The following is a 19,028-nucleotide window of genomic DNA, read 5'->3' on the forward strand; positions in this document are numbered from 1 at the left end:
AATGACCATTCGTCATCTCAAGAAGGCGGAGGCCGCCGCTGGCGTTGCCGCCGAAGACCAGCGCGTGACGGAAGCGGTGCGTGGCATGCTCGAGGATATTCGTGCCCGCGGCGAGGCGGCCGTGCGCGAATACGCCGAGAAGTTTGACGGCTGGACCGGCGACTTTGTGTTGAGCGACGACAAGCGGCGTCAGTTGATCGACAGCGTGCCCCAGTCGGTCAAGGACGACATCGACTTCGCCCACCGCCAGATCCGCCGTTTTGCCGAGGCCCAGCGTGACAGCCTGACCTCCTTCGAGATCGAGACCGAAGAGGGCGTGCTGCTCGGTCAGCGTGTGCTGCCGGTACACAGCGCCGGCTGCTATGTGCCGGGCGGCCGCTACGCTCACGCCGCCTCGGCGCTGATGAGCGTGGCCACCGCCAAGGCCGCCGGTGTCGAACACGTGGTGGCCTGTTCGCCGCCCCGGGGCGACAGCATCAACCCGGCGGTGGCCTACGCCATGCATGTGGCCGGCGCCGACATGATCCTCGAGATGGGCGGCGTCCACGCCATGGCCAGCATGGCCTTCGGCCTGTTCGGTGGCCGCGAGGCCGACATCCTGGTCGGTCCCGGCAACGCCTACGTGGCCGAAGCCAAGCGCCTGCTGTTCGGTGAAGTGGGTATCGATGTGTTTGCCGGCCCCACCGAGTCGGCGATCATCGCCGACGAGTCCGCCGACCCGATGACCATCGCCGTCGACCTGGTGTCCCAGGCCGAGCACGGCCCGAATTCACCGGTGTGGCTGTTCAGCACAAGCGAAGCGACCGCCCGCGAAGTGATGGAGATTCTGCCGAAAGTCGCTGACGACATGCCTAACGCTGATATCGTTCACGCTGCCTGGCGCGACTTCGGTGAGGTCATCGTGGGCGACAGCCGCGAGGAGATCGTCGCGATCAGCGATCAGTACGCCTGCGAGCACCTGCAGGTGCTGTGCGAGGATCTGGACTGGTGGAAGCAGCATCTGAGCAACTATGGCTCGCTGTTTCTGGGTGAGGGCAGCACCGTCACCCACGGTGACAAGTGCTCCGGTACCAACCATATCCTGCCGACCAAGCGTGCCGGGCGTTACTCCGGTGGACTCAATGTCCACAAGTTCATGAAGGTGCTGACCACCCAGCAGTTGAGCGTCGAGGCCAATCTGACCTTTAGCGCGGTGGGATCCCGGATTTCCCGTACCGAGGGCATGGAAGGCCACGCCCGGGCCTGTGACTGGCGCCTGGCCAAGTACTTCCCCGAGCAGGAATGGGATTTCCCTGTTCACCGTCAGGCTCGTTACTGAGTCGCCAGCGGAGGAGCCAGCCATGCGCCGTTTTGCCAAATCCTTCACCCAGCAGGAAGCCATCTCTGACGACGCCATCGCCTCGGCGGTGGCCGTGCTCCAGAGCGGTCGCCTGCATCGCTACAACCTGGCCGAAGGCGAGGCCGGTGAGACCGCCCTGCTGGAGTCCGAGTTCGCCGCGAGCCTGGGTGTCGACTACGCACTGGCCTGCGCCTCCGGCGGTTATGCGTTGCAGCTGGCGCTGCGCGCCTGCGGACTCGAGGCCGGCGACAAGGTGCTGTGCAACGCCTTCACCCTGTCGCCGGTGCCCGGCAGTATCGTCGCGGCGGGTGGCGAGGCGGTACTGGTGGACATCCTGGACGATACCACCGTCGATCCCGACGACCTGGATCGCGCCGCCCGCGAGAGCGGTGCCGGCTTCTTTGTGCTGTCGCACATGCGCGGCCATATCGGAGACATGGACGCCATCGTCGCGGTGTGCGAGTCCCACGGCATCGTGCTGATCGAAGACTGTGCCCACACCATGGGGGCGGCCTACGATGGCCGACCCAGCGGCACCTTCGGCAAGGCAGGCTGCTTCAGCACCCAGACCTACAAGCACATCAATTCCGGAGAGGGCGGACTTCTGGCCACCGCCGATGCCGAGGTCATGCGGCGTGCGGTGATCCTCTCCGGCTCCTACATGCTGTTCGATCGGCACCTGGCCGCACCCGCGCCCGAAAGCTTCGCCGAGACGCGTCTGATGACACCCAACATGAGTGGCCGCATGGACAATCTGCGGGCGGCCATCCTGCGTCCTCAGCTGGCCGAGATGGAGCACCGCAAGACGCGCTGGAATTCGCTGTATCGGCGCATGGAGCAGCGTCTTGGAGATATCGCCGAGGTGTGCCTGATTGACCGGCCCGCCAGGGAGGACTTCGTCGGCAGCTCCATCCAGTTCCGCCTGCCGGCGCTGGGCGCCGACACCATTGCGCGCTTTGTCGAGGGCTGCGAGGCCCGCGGCATTCCGTTGAAGTGGTATGGCAAACCCTTGCCGGAGGACTACACCAGCCGCTACGACAGCTGGGGTTATCTGGCCGGCACACGTGCACTGCCGATCGCCGACAGAGTACTCGCCACCCTGTGTGACCTGCGCCTGCCGCTGACCTTCGATCAAGCAGACTGCGACGACATCGTCGCGCTGATGAGCGCCGCCATGGAAGAGGCGGTGCAGCCCCCCGAGGCAACACCCGACAAGGCGCTCGGCTCTCGCTGAGCCACGTCTGACGACGCAATAACAAGACATCCGGAGTGACAATAATGTTCAAGAAGACTCTACTTACCGCCGCCATCGTCATGGCAGCCACTGCCACCGCCGCAGAGGCCAAGACCTTCAAGGTCGGCATGGGCGATCCCATGGACTCCGACCAGGGGGCCCTGGCCCAGCGCTTCGAGGAGTTGGTCGAATCGCTGTCCGACGGCGAGATGCAGGTCGAGCTGTTCCCCGGCGGCCAGCTCGGTTCCGAGACCGGCATGATCCAGGACACCCGCATCGGCAAGCTGGACTTTGCGCTGGTCGGTGTCGGCAACCTGACGCCCTACGCAGCGCGTCTGGGCGCCTTGACCATGCCCTATGCCCTGCGTAGCCACGCCGATGCGGTCAAGGCCACCACCGGCCCCCTGGCCGATCGGTGGAACACGATCGCCGAGGAAGAGGCCGGTGTGCACATCGTCAGCTGGCTGTACTCCAACTTCCGTCACCTGACCAACTCCCAGCGGCCGGTGACGACCCTCGCCGATGTCGAGGGACTCAAGGTTCGCGTGCCGCAGAACGAGATCATGCTGGCCAGCTACGAGGCCTGGGGCGCCAGCCCCATCAGCATGTCCTGGCCGGAGGTCTTCACCGGCCTGCAGCAGGGCGTGATCGATGGCCAGGACAACCCCTACATCGTCAACAGCACCATGAAGTTTCACGAGGTGCAGGACCACCTCACCGAACTTCACGCCCAGTACTCGCTGCAGCCCATCGTGATGGGGGTGCGCAGCTACGAGCGTCTGTCCGACGAGGAGCGAGCGATCATCGATCGCGCCGGCCTGGAGGCGCAGCTGTACGCGCTGCAGTTCCAGCTGACCAAGGCCTCCGAGGCGCGTGCTGCCATGGAAGCCGAAGGGGTCGAGGTGGCCACCCTGGAAGACGAGGATGAATGGATCCGCATCGCCCAGGAAGAGGTGTGGCCGCAGTTCTACGAGGACATCGGTGGCCAGGAAGCCTTCGAGGAAATGCAGGCGGCGCTCGGTCACTGATCGTTGTCGCCGCGGGCGGCGGTCGCTGACCGCCGCCCGGGTCTTGTTGTCATTGCTGCTGCATTCCCGTCGGGAAGGAGGCCTCCATGCTGGCCAAACTCAACTATATCGAAGACTACGCCTGCCGCTTTCTGCTCGGGCTCTTTGTCATTCTGCTGTTCGTTCAGGTGGTGATGCGCGTCACCCTGGGCATCGGCATGGCATGGATCGAAGAGCTCGCGCGCTACGCCTTCGTCTGGTTCGTCTTTCTGGGCGCAGCCCACGCAGCCCACTTGAGCGCGCATAACCGCCTGCAGACCCATATCAAGCTGATGCCACGCAAGGTGGCCAATACCCTCTTGTTGCTGGTGGATCTGATCTGGGTCGCCTTCTGTCTGGTGCTGGCCTACAAGAGCCTGGATCTGATCGGGCTGTTGCTGGAATTCCCCTATGACTCGCCGGCCCTGGGCTGGTCGCTGGCCTACGTTTACTTCGTCTTCCCCATCGCCTTTACCTTGATGGCCTTTCGCGTGCTGCAGGTGCAGTACCTGAAGCTGTTCAAGGGCATCGAGCCAGGTGACGTGGACGCCCAGGAAGTGTCCAGGATCACCGAGGAAACGAGCCACTACAGCGACGGCAAGACGTCGTCCAAGGCGGAGGGCTAAGCCATGGCCGCAACCGTACTGTTTTCCATGTTTGCCGGGCTGTTGTTCTTCGGCACCCCTATCGTCGTCTCTCTCGGCGTGGCCTCGATGGCCGTCTATATACTCAACGGCGACGATCTCAGTTCGCTGATCGAGCTGGCCTTTTCGGCCATCAACTCGTTTCCGCTGATGGCCTTGCCGTCGTTCATCCTGGCCGGCGCACTGATGGGGGATGCCGGTATCGCCAGACGCCTGATCCTGATCGCCGAGGAGCTGGCCGGTCCTGCCGCTGGTGGGCTAGGCGCCGCTGCGGTGATGGCCTGCATGTTCTTTGGCGCGATCTCGGGCTCGGGACCTGCCACCACCGCAGCGGTGGGGATGCTGGTGATACCGGCGATGATCGAGCGCGGCTACGGCAGAAGCTACCCGGCGGCGATCACCGCCACCGCTGGTGGTCTCGGGGTGGTCATTCCGCCCAGCATGCCGCTGGTGATCTATGGCGTCACCGCCAACGAGTCGATTTCTGCGCTGTTCATGGCCGGCGTCATCCCCGGCGTGATGCTGGGGGCGGGCCTGATGGTGGCCAACTACATCACCGCCAAGCGCAACGGCTACCAGACCGAGGGAACTTCCTACGATCGCAAGCGGGTGGTCGCGGTGCTCAAGGATGGTTTCTGGTCGCTGATGGCGCCGGTGGTGATCCTGGGCGGCATCTATTCGGGCATGTTCACGCCCACCGAGGCGGCCGTGGTCTCGATCTTCTACGCCCTGTTCGTCGGTGTCTTCATCCACAAGGAGTCGTCGCTGCGCGGGCTCAACGAGGCCTTCCAGAGCACCACCTGGCTGACCGGGCGTGTGTTGATCATCATGTTCACCGCCACCGCCTTCGGCCGCATCCTGGTCGAGAATCACATTCCGGCGATGATCGCCCAGGGCATCCTGGATATCACCAACAGCCTGTGGCTGGTGTGGATTCTGGTGATCGGCTTTCTCCTGATCGTCGGCATGTTCATCGAGATCCTGGCCACCATCATGATCGTCACGCCGGTGCTGTTGCCGGTGATGGTTGAGCTCGGCGTCGATCCCGTGCACTTCGGCATCGTGCTGGTGGTCAGCCTGGGCATCGGCTTCTCGACGCCTCCGCTGGGCGAGAACATGTTCATCAGCTCGTCGATCGCCAATGTCTCCATCGAGAAGATTTCGGTGCGCGCCTTGCCGCTGGTGGGTTCCATGGTGGTCATCGCCTTGCTGCTGGCCTTCTTCCCGCAGCTCAGCCTGTGGTTGCCCAACCTTCTCGGCTTCTGATACCGGTCATCACTCGTCAAAGGACCCGCTATGACGCTTTCCACCGATAACTCCGCAACAATCGCCGACCATACGATGGTCGGCGTGCTGGGCGGCATGGGACCGGACGCCACGGTGGCCTTCATGCAGAAGGTCATCGAGGTGACGCCCGGCGAGGACGATATCGACCACGTGCATATGCTGGTCGACAACAATCCCAAGGTGCCATCACGCATCAAGGCGCTGATCGACGGCGACGGCGAGTCACCGGCGCCTGCCATCGCTGCCATGGCCAGACGACTCGAGCAGGCAGGCTGCGATTTTCTGGTCATGCCCTGCAATACCGCCCACTACTACTGGTCGGCCGCCCAGCAGGCGGTGGACATTCCGGTGTGGCATATCGTCGAGCGCACCCTGGACCGGGTCGCCGCCGAGATGCCGGGGGCCAGGGTGGGCATGCTGTGCTCGCCGGCGCTTCGCAAGATTGGTCTTTACGAGGGATTCATCAAGCCGAGGGGGCTGTCGTTGGTCTATCCCGACAACGAGGATCGCGTGCTCGACGTGATCCGAGCGGTCAAGCGTGGTGCCGGGCGCGCGCCCGCCACCCACGCGGCCTTCATCGAGGCCGCCCATGACGTCCAGGCGCGTGGTGCCGACGTGCTGGTCCTGGCCTGTACTGAGCTTTCGGTGATCCGTGATGCGCTCGATGGTCGCGTGCCGATCATCGATACCGTACAGGTGCTGGCCGAAGACGTGGTCGCTGCGGCCACCGGAAAGGCACCGCGCGGTTGATTCGGAGAACCGAGTCGAGCACTGAAGCGAGAGCACTGTAACGAGAGCACTGTAACGAGAGCACTGCTCAGAGGTTGAAACAGGGCGGCGTCGAGCGCCGCCAGCACGTCGATCTTCCTGTCCCGTTCACCAAAGAGACGCCTTCGTCCGCTGGCCTCATCCGGCAGGACCGGGGTCGCTCGTTTTCACGATCCGGAGTCGTCCCATGACCTCACCCTCTTCTTCCCCCTCGACGGCGACCTCGCGACAGCGGCTAAGCCGTCGACTGGCGTCCCTGAGCCCGATCGGGCGAGGACTGCTGGTGTGCGTGACCATTGCCCTGGCCACCACCTTTATCGCCGATCACTACGGTGGGCCGACCCTGCTCTACGCCTTGCTGTTTGGCATGTCGCTGCACTTCTTGAGCGAAGAGGGACGCTGCCTGCCGGGGATCGAGTTTGCCGCGCGCACCGTGCTGCGCCTTGGCGTGGCGCTGCTGGGCGCACGCATGACCCTCGAGCAAGTCGGTGACCTGGGGCTTGGACCGGTGCTGACGGTGCTCGCCGCGGTGGGACTGGTGATCTGCGCAGGGGGGCTGCTGGCCCGGGCGCTTGGCCTGCACCGTGATCTGGGCCTGCTGACCGGTGGTGCCGTGGCGATCTGCGGGGCCTCGGCGGCGCTGGCGCTGTCGGCGGTGATGCCGAAAAACGACACCAGCGAGCGCAACACCATCCTCACAGTGGTGGGCGTGACCACGCTGTCGACGGTGGCCATGGTGACCTACCCGCTGCTGGTGGGGGTGCTCGACCTTGCCAATACCCAGGCCGGCATCTTCCTGGGGGGCACCATCCACGACGTGGCCCAGGTGGTCGGGGCGGGGTACATCATCTCGGAGGAGACCGGCGACGTCTCGACCCTGGTCAAGCTGGTGCGTGTGGCCATGCTGGTGCCGGTGGTGATGATCTTCAGCTGGCTCTATCGCGCCTCGCGCAACAGCGAAGGAAAGCGCCAGGTGCCGATGCTGCCTGGCTTCCTGGTGGGGTTCGTGGCGCTGGTGCTGATCAACAGCCTGGGGCTGATTCCAGAAAGCGTGAACGAAGGACTGTCGACGCTCTCGCGCTGGTGTCTTGTCACCGCCATCGCCGCCCTGGGCATCAAGACCTCCTTTCAGAAGCTCGCGGTGGTCGGCTGGAAGCCGGTCATCCTGATGGTGCTGGAGACCCTGCTGTTGCTGGCCATCGTGCTGGGGGTGGTGGTCTTCGGCGGGCTGGGTAGCTGAGCGGCGATGGAACGCTGCTCTTGCTGATACACCAATAAAACACAATAAGGTCCCTGACAATGACAACACAAACCGCAACACCTTCACTGTCCTTTCGTGGGGGCACCCTGGGTGCCTTGACGCCTCTGATCCTGCTGGTGCTAGGCCTTATCTATCTGTCGGTGTTCGAGCGTGCCGGCACCAAGCCATTCTGGGCCTGCGCCTGGGTGGCCATGGGCGTGGGACTCTTTCTGTGTCGGCAACGCACGGCGTACTGTGACAGCCTGCTCAAGGGGATGGGCAATTCCACCGCGACGGCCATCATCGCACTGTGGCTGCTGGCCGGTGTCTTCGGCAAGTTGATGGCCGCCGGCGGCCTGATCGATGGCTTGATGTGGTTGGGAGCAGCGGTGGGCGCCGAGGGTGCGGCCTTCACCCTGCTGGCCTTTGCCATGGCCATGGTGTTTGCCCTGGGGACCGGCACCAGTACCGGTACCGTCATCGGGCTGTCGCCGGTGCTGTACCCAGCGGGCGTACTGTTGGGGGCGGATCCGTCCATGCTGGCGGTGGCGATCCTGTCCGGTGCGGCCTTCGGTGACAACCTGTCGCCGGTGTCGGATACCACCATCGTGTCCTCCTATACCCAAGGGGCGGAAATCGCCGACGTGATCCGCACCCGTCTACCGCTGGCGCTGTCAGCGGCGGCGATCTCGATGCTGATCTTCCTGTTGTTCGGTGCCAGCGGCGAGGCCTCGGCGTCAGCCGTGGAGGTACCTTCCGGTCATGCCTCCGGCCTGGTCATGCTGATTCCGCTCGCGGCGGTGGTGTTCTTTGCGCTGAAGCGCCGACACATCGTCGAAGCCATGTTTATCGGCAATCTGGTGGCCATGCTGTGCGCCCTGGCGATCGGTGCCATTGGCCTGGGCGATCTGTTCTCGTTGCCCGAGGCCAGGGGCGAGAGCACCGGCCTGATCGAAAATGGTATTGCTTCGGTAACCGGCGCCGTGCTGTTTGCGCTGATGGTGCTGGCGCTGACTCAGGTGATTCTCGATACCGGTCTGATGGAAAAACTGCTGGACGGCGCCAGGAAGCGCCTGGTCAAGGACCGGGCCAGCGCCGAGACCAGCATCGTGGCAGTGACGATTGCCGCATCTACTCCGCTGTCGGCCAACGCCCCGGCGCTGCTGCTGGTGGGGCCGGGATTGGTACGAAGCTTGGCTCAGCAGTTCGGCATCTCGCCGGCGCGGGCCGCCAACCTGATGGATTGCGCGGTCTGCACGGTGTTCTTTCTGCTTCCCTGGCACATCGTGGTGGCGGTCTGGCAGGAGGTCATCGCTTCCACCGCGGTGCAGAACGAGGTCGCCGCGCCGTCAGCCTTTGCCTCCTTCCTGACCCCGTACCCCTGGGCCATGCTGGTGGTGCTGGCTGTCTCGATCCTGCTTCGGCGGCGCAAGCAGGGCACCACCGAGGTCGCAGCCGTCTGATCGGCCTCCGCTCACCTGGCAGTAAAAGACAGCCCCGCCATGCTGGCGGGGCTGTGGAGCTCTTGTGGTTGTCGTTGTTGGTAGTAGCGCAGGGAATGTTTTTTTAGAGCGTTAGAGAAGCCAGCGCTACGCAAGCAACGACCGACAGTCCGGTCAGGAACCAGAACAGGGTCATCTCATTAGAAGTGAGGGGGGAAGGTTCAGCACCGAAGCGGTTGTCACCATCACTCCCCTTGATGAAGGTCACCATGATAAATGGGATGAGGTTTATAAGGGGGATAAAGAAAAGTAGCATGAGCCAGCCTGACTTGTTCAGGTCATTTAGCCTGCGCTTTCCCTGGATTAGCGCAAAGATAGTCAATGGAATTCCAAGCACGAATTGGCTGATGGTAAAGGCGCTGGCGGCTGTCTCTGCAGCGGCCGGTGTTGCCGTCAGACTATAGTAGATAAGTATCCCGTATACGGCATAGACGAACAATACCGGCAAGGTTAAGCGATTAAAGTATCTTACTCTACCGATACGACCATTGGTCGACCATAGTCCAGGGTTTTTATTTGCTGCCTGGCGGTCGTTTGCATCACCTTGCGTGTTGGAGATTTCTGTATCTGAAGGGAAGTTGATTTCATTTGAGTTATCTAACGTAGTGCTTTCGTTTGTCATCTTGCTGCTTCCTTCCTTGGGGTAAGAGTTCCGGCGATCCTTTCGCCGAGTCGGTTAATATCTATGCTTTTAGCAGTCCACTGGGAGGGTCTAAAGACCCAGGTGAAACTGTAGTGGTCCATAGCAGATGGCCGCTGACGCCACGGCAATGTTAAGAATGAGCAAGCACCAGAAGCGCTTCGTTTCCGATGAAGTCGATGGAGAAGGTGGTGGTCCGAAGGGGTTGCTTCCTGGTGTGCCACGAGAGAAGACTAGGGTGATGACCAGCCATACGTTGATCAGGGGAATCAGACCAAGAAGCAGTACCCACCCAGAACGCCCCTGATCGTTAAGGCGACGTTTTGCCTGAAGAATGGCGAAAAGGGTGAAGACTGAGTACAGGCCTGCGTAGGCGTAGAACAGGATGGTAAAGGTGCTCTGGGTGAGTGTCGCAGGGTACAGGTAGTCGAGATAAAGTGGGAGAAAGAGCGCGAGGTTATAGATGAGTCCTACTGCGGCAAGTCGGCTACAGTAGCGAATGCGCCCGATACGGCCACGAGTTGACCAGAGTCTGCTGCTTCTACCGGGTACGCTATACAGCGGCAGCGGCAAGGTGACGGAAGATGAGGTGGCTGACGACATGGAGTTGAGTCTCATCTTCTTCTCCTGTTTCCTTCTTTAAATCGGTCTTCGATTCATCAAAGGTGTCAAGGCGTTGTCGGATTTTCCCATGCCTTGATGGATGGTCAGTCGTCATGGCAATGGTTGGCGGTGGCGCATGTTGTCCTTGCATGAGGAACGCATCATTGGTGCCTGCAGCGAAGGCTTCACTGCGACTCTAGAAAGCCATTTCGTCAGGGGATATGGGGGATGTCCTACATCCTTTCTCTTTTTAAGAATTTTCTAATTATTTGACCTCGGGTTGGCCGAACTGGCACGAAATTGCGTCGCTGCGACAAAAAAACACCCCGATGGCCGGGCGCCTTGCCCTGCCATCGGGGTGATGTTGTTGAGATATTGCCGCGGTGATACTGAGTCGTCGCTGAGGCGATGGTCCGGAAACAGGACCGGGAGAGGTTAAGCGGAAGGGCCAATCAGATGCTTTACCTCAAGATACCCGGACAGTCCCCAGGGGCCGAGTTCACGTCCGATGCCGCTGGCGCCGAAGCCGCCCCAGCTGGCCTCGGGCATCACCAGCTGTTCGGAGTTGAACCAGATGCTGCCTGCACGCAGGGCGCGGCCAACACGCCTGGCGCGCTCGGCGTCACCAGAGATCACGGTGGCGGCGAGGCCAAAGGCGCTATCGTTGGCCAGGGCGATGGCCTCGGCTTCGCTCTCTGCGCTGCGCGCACACAGCACCGGGCCGAAGATTTCCTCGCGCCACAGACGGCTTGAGGTGGGCACATCGCGGTACAGGGTCGGGGCGACGAACTCGCCCTGGGCCGGCAGGTCACGATGGCGGCCGTCACGCACCGGCGTCAGACCTTCCTCCTTGGCGATCTCGAGGTAGCGCTCCACGGCTTCGCGCTGACGGGCGCTGGTCATCGGGCCCATGTCGGTGCCCTCGGCCAGCGGGTCACCCAGGGTGAGGCCGTCGATACGGTCGGCCAGCGCCTGGTAGAGCGGTTCGGCCAGCGTCTGATGCACGATCAGTCGCGAGGTGGCGGAGCAGATCTGCCCGGAGTTGAAGTAGATGCCGGCCATCACCCAGTCGGCGGCGGCTTCGACCTCGGCGTCATCGAGCACCAGGATCGGCGATTTGCCGCCGAGCTCCAGTGATACGCCGCGCACGCCGTTGGCGGCGGCCCGCATGACCTTCTCGCCGACCGCATTGCTGCCGGTGAAGGACAATTTATCCACACCCTGATGGGCGGACAGGGGGGCACCGATGCCTTCGCCGTCACCCAGCAAGAGGTTCAGCACACCGGCAGGCAGGCCGATCTCCACGGCGATGTCGGCCAACGCCACCTCGGGCAGCGGGGTGACCTCGGAGGGCTTGAACACCAGGGTGCAGCCGGCGGCCAGTGCCGGTGCGATCTTCCAGGCGCTGGTGACCAGCGGGAAGTTCCAGGGGGTGATCAGTCCGACCACGCCGGCGGGGTCTTCGAACACCCGCGCCTCGACGCCGTCCATGCCGTGCTCGAGCAGGCGACCCTGACGCTGCTCCAGGGCGCGGGCCTGGCCAGCGTAGTAGCGGTAGCAGGCGATGGCGTCGTCCAGGTCGATGGCGGCCTCGGCCAGGGCCTTGCCGTTGTTGGTGGAGGACAGCCGTTCGAGATCGCCGCGGCGGGTTTCGAGGGCCGTGGCGAAGGCCTCGAGAAAGTCGCCACGACGCTGCCCGCCCAGCGCCTGCCAGGCGGGCAGGGCGGCACGGGCGCTGGCCACGGCGGCGTCGACGTCGCTGGCATCGCCGGCGGTGATCTCGGCGATCTGGGTCTGACGGTAGGGATCGGTCACCGCCAGGCGCCGGCGGCTGTGACTATCGACCCAGCGGTTGTCGATAAACTGTTGTGTCAGCTGTTGCACGGAGGGACTCCAGGGGCAAAGACATTGGAAGGAATAAGCGAATGAAATGATCGGCGAGATGAGGGCTCGTTACGCGCTCACGCCTGGTGGCGCTTGAGCCAGTCATCGATCATGGCGTGGCAGTGACGGCCCGAGAAGCTCGGGAAGTGGCCGCCGTGCACCGTGGCGATCGGCAACCGCCGCAGGCGCTCGAGGCTCGCCGCGTAGTCGTCCAGGTCGCTGTGATAGGCGTCCTCGATCAGCTCACCGTCGTAGATGATGTCGCCGCTGATCAGGGTGGCGCTGGCGGCCTCCCACAGGGCGATGCCGCCGGGCGAATGGCCGGGGGTGTGGATCACCTCGAAATGGCGATCGCCCAGCTCGATGACGTCGCCGTCCTCCAGCGTCTCGATACGCGGCGGCGCCGCAATGCGATAGCCGCTGTGGGCGTAGGGCAGCGGTGGCAGGGCGTCGAACATGGCGTCGTCGAGAAAGGCCTCGGCCAGGGTGCGACGGTTGTCGGGGCTTGCCAGGATATCGGCCTCGGCGCGATGAACGTGGCAGCAGTCGAACTCGTGAGCGGCGCCGATATGATCGAAGTGGGTGTGGCTTGCCACCGCCACGATCTCGCGTTCGGCCAGCAGTGCCACGCGCTCGCGCAGTGGCACCGCGCCCAGGCCGAAGTCCACCACCAGATCGCGCTCGCGGCCGCGAACGTGCCAGATATTGCAGCGGTAGAACGGCTTGATGGCCGGTTCGTCGATCAGGGTGATGCCGTCGGCCAGGCGCTGGGTGCGATACCAGCTGGCGGCGTCACCCCGGGGCAGGGTGAAGGTGCTCACGTGTTGCCTCCCGGCAGGGCGCGCAGGTCCTTCAGGTAGTCCTGGTGGCTGCGGCTCTCGTCGATACGCGAGTGTTCGATGTCCACCACCAGCACCCCGGCGTCGTTGCCAAGGCGCCCCAGCACCTCGCCGTCCGGTCCCGCCACCAGGCTGTTGCCACAGTAGTGCAGCTCGCCCTCGATGCCGGCGCGGTTGATGCAGGCGACGAAGCGCTGGTTGTCCAGCGCCCGGGCGCGGATCTGCAACTGCTGGCGTTCGGCGTTGGGCACCATGTTTGCGGTGGGCGAGAGGATCACCTCGGCGCCGGCCTGGGCCAGCGCTCTGGCTATCTCCGGGAACTCGTTGTCGTAGCAGATCATCAGGCCCAGGCGGCCGAGCCGGGTGTCGACCACGCAAAGCTCGTCACCGGGGATGAAGTACTGGTGCTCACGATCCCATAGCTGGCGCTTGTGGTAGCAGGCCAGGGTGGTGCCGGCATCGTCGATCAGCACCGCCGAGTTGGTCAGGCGGCCGTCGGCCTGGCGCTGGGCCAGGCCGAACAGCAGGTGCAGGCGATACTGGTGCGCCAATCGGGCGACCTGATCGATCAACTCGCCTTCGTCGGCCAGCTCATCGAGCCGTTCGAACACGTTGTAGCCGGTCAGCGCCAGTTCCGGCAGGGCCAGCAGCTGGGCGCCGGCGGCCACCGCCTGCTGGCACAGGCCATCGAGAGCATCGAGGTTGGCGGCGACATCCGCGTGGACGGGGTCGGTCTGGGCCAGCATCAGGCGCATGGATCAGTCTCCTTGGGCAGCGAGGCTGGAACGGGTGAACAGGGCACAGCCCAGCCAGTAGAGTCCGCCGGTGATGACGAACACCGGCAGCGAGGCACCGATGGACAGCGGTGCCACCAGGGTCCAGTAGGCCGCCAGGGCCGCACCGATCAGGTAGGCGCCGATGGCGATACCGGCGGTGGGCCGACCGAGCTGGTGCGGCGAGCGCAGCAGCTCGGCGCTATAGCCGTCACGGCCGACCAGGTAGTAGTCGACGATCATCACCGAGAAGGCCGGAATGAACAAGGCGCCGATCAGCAACAGGAAGTTCTGGAACTGGTCGAGGATACCGGGGATCAGGGCGCCAAAGACCGTCACCACGCCGATCACCAGCGCCGGCTTCCAGAAGGCCATGCCGGGGGACACGTTCATGCACGACAGGGTGGCGCTGTAGACCGCCATCACGTTGGTGGTCATCACCGAGAAGAAGATCACCAGCGCAGCGGGCAGACCAAAGCCGAAGCTGGACAGCAGCCGGGTCGGGTCGTAGGTCTGTTCCATGCCGCCGAGCACCGACAGGCCGGATACCGCGGCACCCAGCCCCATGGCGATCATCGAGGCGCAGACGTAGCCGCCGTAGGTGCCGAGTACCGCGATGCGTCCGCTCTTGCAGTTGCGGTTGTAGTCGGCGGAGGTGGAAATCCACGAGAAGGCGGTGGCGACGACGATGTCGAAGGCGATGCCCAGGGTGATGCCGTTGCGGGATTCGGCGGGCATCTCGAACAGCGCACCGACCTCGTAGTGGCGGTTGAGCTGGTAGACCACGCCGGCCGCCAGCACCATCATGGCCGCCGCCGCCCAGCGCTCGATGCGCTCGATACCCAGGTGGCCGCGCAGCACGATCAGCACCACGATGGTCTCGCACAGGATCGTCATCAGCGGCAGGTTGGAGTAGCCGGTGGTGGCCTCGATGGCGTAGTCCAGGCTCATGCCGGCCAGCAGCGCCTGGATCCAGCTCCAGGCGATCAGCACCGCCATGTTGACCAGCGAAATGATCTTCGAGCCGGTGGGGCCATAGGCGCGGCGGGTCAGGGCCATCGAGGGCAGGCCGGTGCGCTGGCCCATCAGTCCTACCAGCAGCAGCGGAATGGCGCCGATCAGCGAGCCGATCAGGACCCAGGTCATGGCGACCGGGAAGCGCAGATCGGGCACCAGCAGCATGCCGGTGAGGATGGTGGTGACGACCACGTTGGCGCCGAGCCACAGGGCAAAGGTGGCCATGCCTCCCATGCTCTTGTGCTGGTGTTCATCCAGGGTGTCGTGGCCGATCAGCCGCTTGAGTGAAATCATCTAGGAAACCTTTGTGGTTATGGTTGGTAGGTACCGCAGGGGCGCTAAATTGGGAGCGCAAAACGGAGCAGATAAAAGGGGCGGACAAAAGGAGCAAAAGGGCCGGCGCCGTGGCGCCGGCAAAGGGGTCGTTGCTCGATCAGGCCACCGCGGCGTTCCATGCCGTGGCGTCGATTTCGATCAGCATCGGGCCGTCTTCGGGGCGATGGGCGATTGCCCGGGCGAGGCCGGCGGGGTTGCCGACCCGGGTCGCCGCACAGCCGAAGCCGGCCGCCAGGGTCTGGAAGTCCGGTGCCTGGATGTCCACGCCGAGGCGGGTGACGCCGGCGTTGTCCATGAAGCGGCGGATTTCCTCGTAGCCCTGGTTGTGCCACAGCAGCACGATGACCGGCAGCCTTTCCTCCACCGCACAGGCAAGCTCGGTCAGGGTGAACATCACCCCACCGTCGCCCACCAGCGCCACCACCGGCAGGTCCGGCTGGCCGAGGCTCGCGCCCATGGCCGCGGGCAGGCCGTAGCCGAGAGTGCCGTAGCCGGTGGACGCGTTGAAGAAACGGCGCGGCGCGTCCTGGCTGACCAGATGGTTGGCGGCGTAGGTGGTGGCGCAGGAATCGCCCACCAGGATCGCCCCCGGCAGGCTCTCGCGCAGGGTGTCGAAAAGCGGCACATAGGGGCGGAAGGCCGGATCATCGGCCAGCGCCAGGGCGCTCAGCGCATCATGTGTACGCTTGCGGCCATCGCGCGAAAGCCGCTCACCGCCGAGGCGCTGGTCGCAGCCGGCGGCCAGCGCTTCGAGGCTGGAGGCTGCGTCGGCCACCAGTGCCAGGTCGGCATGCTGGTTGCGGGCAAGCTGCTCGGGGTCCAGGTCGATGCGAATCAGTCGACCGTCGAGGGTGAAGCCGTCGTCGAACACCACGTCATAGTCGGTCTCGCCAAGCTCGGTGCCGATGGCCAGCACCACGTCGGCTTCATGGGCAAGCTCCCGTACCGCTGGCAGCGAGGCGTTGGCGCCCAGGTCCAGCGGATGGTCGCGGCCGAGCAGGCCCTTGGCGTTGATGGTGGTGACGGTGGGGGCGTCGAGGCTCTCGACCAGACGACGGGCGGCGTCCGGGGCATCGACGCAGCCGCCGCCGAGCAGCACCAGCGGGCGCTTGGCGTCGACTAGCCAGTCGAGCGCCTGCTCGAGCGCGGCGGGGGCCGGTGCGGCCTTGGCCAGCGCCGTGCGTCGTGTGCTGACAGGCTCGCTGACCGGGGCGTCGAACAGGTCGATGGGGATCTCGATATGCACCGGGCCGGGGCGGGCGCCATCGAACACGGCGAAGGCACGGGCCAGCACCTCGCCGAGGCCGTTCGGGTCGAGCAGGGTGTGGCTGAAGCGCGAGACGCCGGCCATCAGCTCGCGTTGGCCGGGAAGTTCGTGCAGCCGGCCCTGGCCGCGTCCCAGGGTGTCGCGGCGGTTGACGCTGGAGATCACCAGCATCGGCACCGAGTCGGCCAGGGCCTGGCCCATGGCGGTGGCGATATTGGTCATGCCGGGGCCGGTGATGATGAAGCACACGCCGGGCTTGCCGGTGGTGCGGGCGTAGCCGTCGGCCATGAAGCCGGCGCCCTGTTCATGGCGCGGGGTGACGTGGCGGATGCCACTGCCCTGGTGGTCGTGTCCATTGCCGCCTTCGAGGCCACGATAGAGCTCGATGGTGTGGACGCCGGGGATACCGAAGACGGTGTCCACGTCGTAGGTGTCACGCAGCAGACGGATCAGCAGTTCAGCGCAGGTCATGCGGTACTTCCTTGAGACGGGCCAGGGGCTTGAGACGGATCAGGGGCTTGAGACGAGCCAGGGGCGAGGGCAGGGTCCGGGGCCACCGAGTAGGGGGCTCTTGCGAAGATCCGCCTGACCATGGGCTCGAAGTGCGCCAGCGGCAGGGTGTCATAGGCGGGGTCGAAGGACGGGCAGTCCCAGTCACGACAGAAGGCTTCGCAGTCGTCGAACCAGGGGTGGCCGCGGAACCGCTCGCGGGCGTCCTTGTCGCCGCCGACCTTGTCCCAGTAGTAGTGACCCTGGAAGACGTCGTGATGCTGGACGATCCAGTGGGTCTTCTCGCTGACGAAGGGGCGCAGGATCGAGGCAGCGAAGGCGGCGTGGTCGAAAAGCGCCAGTTCGTCGCCGATGTCGTGGACCAGGGCGGCGACGATCATCTCTTCGTCGGCGCCGGCACGCTCGGCCCGGGTCGCGCTCTGCAGGCAGTGCTCCAGCCGGGTGATCTGGTAGGGCTGGTGGCCCTCGCCCAGCCGGGCGAGGGTATCCAGTACGCTGTCGGCGAGGCCGGCCAGGTAGTCGGCGTCGTGGGCGGCGATCACCGCCCAGTCTTCTGCCGTGCTTTGGTCGAGGCGGGTGAAGGCCGCCTTGCCGGCGGCGTGAGCATCGTTTGGGTCTGTCATGTCGGCCTCCCGATCAACCCACCAGCCAGTGGGCCATGACCACGATGATGGGCAGAGTGATGGCGGTGCGCAGCAGGAAGATCACCACCAGTTCCCACAGCTTGAGCGGGATCCGTGACTTCAGCAGCAGGGCGCCGATCTCTGACATGTAGATCAACTGGGTCAGTGACAGACAGGCGATGACGAAGCGGGTCAGTTCGCTCTCGATATCGCTGGCCAGTACCGCCGGCAGGAACATGTCGGCGAAACCCACCAGGGTCGCCGGCGCGGCGGCCTCGGCCTCGGGCAGACCCATCCACTCGAGCACCGGCACCATCGGCATGGACAGCCAGGTGAACAGCGGAGTGAACTCGGCCAGTACCAGCGCCACGGTACCGATGGCGATGACCAGCGGCAGCAGCCCGAAGAAGATGTCGGCGACGTTGAACAGTGCCAGGCGGGCGAGCTTGAGCGGGCCCGGGGCGGTCTCGGCGCGGGCCACGGCGATGCCCAGGCTGTAGCGCAACAGGCTCTGGTTGCCGGTGTTTTCTTCCTGGATCTGGCAGCCCACCGGCTCGTAGTAGGTGTTGGCCTTGCGTGACAGCGGCGGCAGGCGCGGCACGATGACGGCGGCGACCAGGCCGGCGACCACCACGGTCAGGTAGAACGGCACGAACAGGTGGTTGATGCCGATGAAGCTGGTCACCAGCAGGGCGAAGGCGATCGACACGATCGAGAAGTTGGTGGCGATGGCCGAGGCCTCGCGGGCGTTGTAGAAGCCCTGCTCGTACTGCTGGGTGGTGATCAGTACGCCGACGGTGCCGGAGCCCATCCAGGAGGCGGTGGCGTCGATGGCGCTGCGCCCGGGCAGCCCGAAGATCTTGCGAAAGGGCGTGCGCACCATGGAGCCGATAAACTCCATGAAGCCGAAGTCCACCAGGAAGGGCAGCAGGATGGCGGCGAAGAAGAAGAAGGTCAGCAGCACCGGCGCCAGGTCATTGAGCATCACCCCGCCGGTGAAGGAGGCGGTGACCATCTCCGGGCCGACCTGGAAGTAGGTCATCAGCGCGAAGGCGGCGCCGAGGGCGCGCATCACCACCCACAGCGGGGCGATGTCGAACAGCTCCTTCATCGCGCCCTGGCGGGCCCAGCCTGGTTTGGTCAGCTTGACCACCAGGGTCAGCACGATGGACAGGGTGAGCACTACGGTGGCGATGGCGGGCAGGGCGTCGCCGAGGGTGGCCTTGAGCCAGTCGGCGGCCAGACCCATGCCGATGTTGATGGTGTCACCGACCGAGAAGGGCACCAGGAACAGCAGGATGCCGATCAACGACGGGACGAGGAACTTGATCAGACCATGGGTGCTTAGCTTGCCCCCGTCGGTCGTGATCTTGTCGGCAGAATGCAGGTGGGAGGACATGGGCGATCACTCTTTGCTGTTGTAATGGTCGGCGCCCTGACGCGGGCGCCTCGTTGGCTGTCGCCAGGGCCACTCCC

The 19,028-nt window shown here is 64.6% G+C and carries 17 protein-coding genes; 8 read left to right on the forward strand and 9 right to left on the reverse strand.

What is annotated here, in order from left to right:
• Window position 1 precedes the first annotated feature (1 nt).
• The 8 genes from hisD (at window position 2) to C6W88_RS18115 (ending at window position 9,021) form a co-directional block, all read left to right on the forward strand.
• The gene (gene hisD, locus C6W88_RS18080) at window positions 2-1,318 is read left to right on the forward strand and encodes a histidinol dehydrogenase (protein ID WP_181248668.1); all 1,317 of its coding nucleotides are present in this window, start codon (window positions 2-4) and stop codon (window positions 1,316-1,318) included.
• Between the two features lie 22 nt (window positions 1,319-1,340).
• Window positions 1,341-2,573, forward strand: a complete 1,233-nt coding sequence (locus C6W88_RS18085) for a DegT/DnrJ/EryC1/StrS family aminotransferase (protein WP_108133478.1) — start codon at window positions 1,341-1,343, stop codon at window positions 2,571-2,573.
• A 44-nt stretch (window positions 2,574-2,617) separates the two neighbouring features.
• Window positions 2,618-3,601, forward strand: a complete 984-nt coding sequence (locus C6W88_RS18090; RefSeq protein WP_052704426.1) for a TRAP transporter substrate-binding protein — start codon at window positions 2,618-2,620, stop codon at window positions 3,599-3,601.
• An 86-nt stretch (window positions 3,602-3,687) separates the two neighbouring features.
• Window positions 3,688-4,245 carry a TRAP transporter small permease gene (locus C6W88_RS18095; RefSeq protein ID WP_108133479.1) on the forward strand — a complete coding sequence of 186 codons (558 nt, stop codon included), beginning with the start codon at window positions 3,688-3,690 and terminating at the stop codon, window positions 4,243-4,245.
• A 3-nt stretch (window positions 4,246-4,248) separates the two neighbouring features.
• Entirely contained in the window at window positions 4,249-5,529 is a 1,281-nt protein-coding gene (locus tag C6W88_RS18100) for a TRAP transporter large permease (RefSeq protein WP_045993653.1), read from the forward strand.
• Between the two features lie 30 nt (window positions 5,530-5,559).
• Window positions 5,560-6,300 (forward strand): cysteate racemase, encoded by a 741-nt coding sequence (gene cuyB, locus C6W88_RS18105; RefSeq protein ID WP_052704425.1) that lies wholly within the window; start codon window positions 5,560-5,562, stop codon window positions 6,298-6,300.
• A gap of 205 nt (window positions 6,301-6,505) precedes the next feature.
• On the forward strand, window positions 6,506-7,558 hold the full coding sequence (locus tag C6W88_RS18110; protein WP_108133480.1) for a YeiH family protein: 1,053 nt from the start codon (window positions 6,506-6,508) through the stop codon (window positions 7,556-7,558).
• Window positions 7,559-7,617: 59 nt separating this feature from the next.
• Entirely contained in the window at window positions 7,618-9,021 is a 1,404-nt protein-coding gene (locus C6W88_RS18115) for a Na+/H+ antiporter NhaC family protein (protein WP_108133481.1), read from the forward strand.
• A gap of 103 nt (window positions 9,022-9,124) precedes the next feature.
• On the opposite strand, the gene C6W88_RS18120 is transcribed toward C6W88_RS18115, so the two are convergent.
• From C6W88_RS18120 to C6W88_RS18160, 9 genes are all read right to left on the reverse strand, one after another.
• Window positions 9,125-9,682, reverse strand: coding sequence for a DUF805 domain-containing protein (locus tag C6W88_RS18120; protein ID WP_108133482.1), 558 nt, complete (start codon window positions 9,680-9,682; stop codon window positions 9,125-9,127).
• A gap of 90 nt (window positions 9,683-9,772) precedes the next feature.
• The gene (locus C6W88_RS18125) at window positions 9,773-10,318 is read right to left on the reverse strand and encodes a DUF805 domain-containing protein (RefSeq protein WP_108133483.1); all 546 of its coding nucleotides are present in this window, start codon (window positions 10,316-10,318) and stop codon (window positions 9,773-9,775) included.
• Window positions 10,319-10,738: 420 nt separating this feature from the next.
• Window positions 10,739-12,187, reverse strand: coding sequence for an aldehyde dehydrogenase family protein (locus C6W88_RS18130; RefSeq protein ID WP_108133484.1), 1,449 nt, complete (start codon window positions 12,185-12,187; stop codon window positions 10,739-10,741).
• A gap of 77 nt (window positions 12,188-12,264) precedes the next feature.
• The gene (locus tag C6W88_RS18135; RefSeq protein ID WP_108133485.1) at window positions 12,265-13,008 is read right to left on the reverse strand and encodes an MBL fold metallo-hydrolase; all 744 of its coding nucleotides are present in this window, start codon (window positions 13,006-13,008) and stop codon (window positions 12,265-12,267) included.
• On the reverse strand, window positions 13,005-13,781 hold the full coding sequence (locus C6W88_RS18140; protein ID WP_108133486.1) for a carbon-nitrogen hydrolase family protein: 777 nt from the start codon (window positions 13,779-13,781) through the stop codon (window positions 13,005-13,007). The genes C6W88_RS18135 and C6W88_RS18140 overlap by 4 nt, the downstream gene beginning before the upstream one ends.
• A 3-nt stretch (window positions 13,782-13,784) precedes the next feature.
• Window positions 13,785-15,110 carry a purine-cytosine permease family protein gene (locus C6W88_RS18145; RefSeq protein WP_108133487.1) on the reverse strand — a complete coding sequence of 442 codons (1,326 nt, stop codon included), beginning with the start codon at window positions 15,108-15,110 and terminating at the stop codon, window positions 13,785-13,787.
• Window positions 15,111-15,249: 139 nt separating this feature from the next.
• Window positions 15,250-16,890 carry a 5-guanidino-2-oxopentanoate decarboxylase gene (locus C6W88_RS18150; RefSeq protein WP_108133488.1) on the reverse strand — a complete coding sequence of 547 codons (1,641 nt, stop codon included), beginning with the start codon at window positions 16,888-16,890 and terminating at the stop codon, window positions 15,250-15,252.
• Complete coding sequence (locus tag C6W88_RS18155) at window positions 16,887-17,552, reverse strand: HD domain-containing protein (RefSeq protein ID WP_108133489.1); 666 nt, start codon at window positions 17,550-17,552, stop codon at window positions 16,887-16,889. Before C6W88_RS18155 ends, C6W88_RS18150 begins: the two co-directional genes overlap by 4 nt.
• Before the next feature lie 13 nt (window positions 17,553-17,565).
• A complete protein-coding gene (locus C6W88_RS18160; protein ID WP_083970496.1) occupies window positions 17,566-18,951 on the reverse strand; it encodes a YjiH family protein in 1,386 nt (461 codons plus the stop codon).
• Between the last annotated feature and the right edge of the window lie 77 nt (window positions 18,952-19,028).

The organism is Halomonas litopenaei (assembly GCF_003045775.1).
Lineage (GTDB): Bacteria > Pseudomonadota > Gammaproteobacteria > Pseudomonadales > Halomonadaceae > Halomonas > Halomonas litopenaei.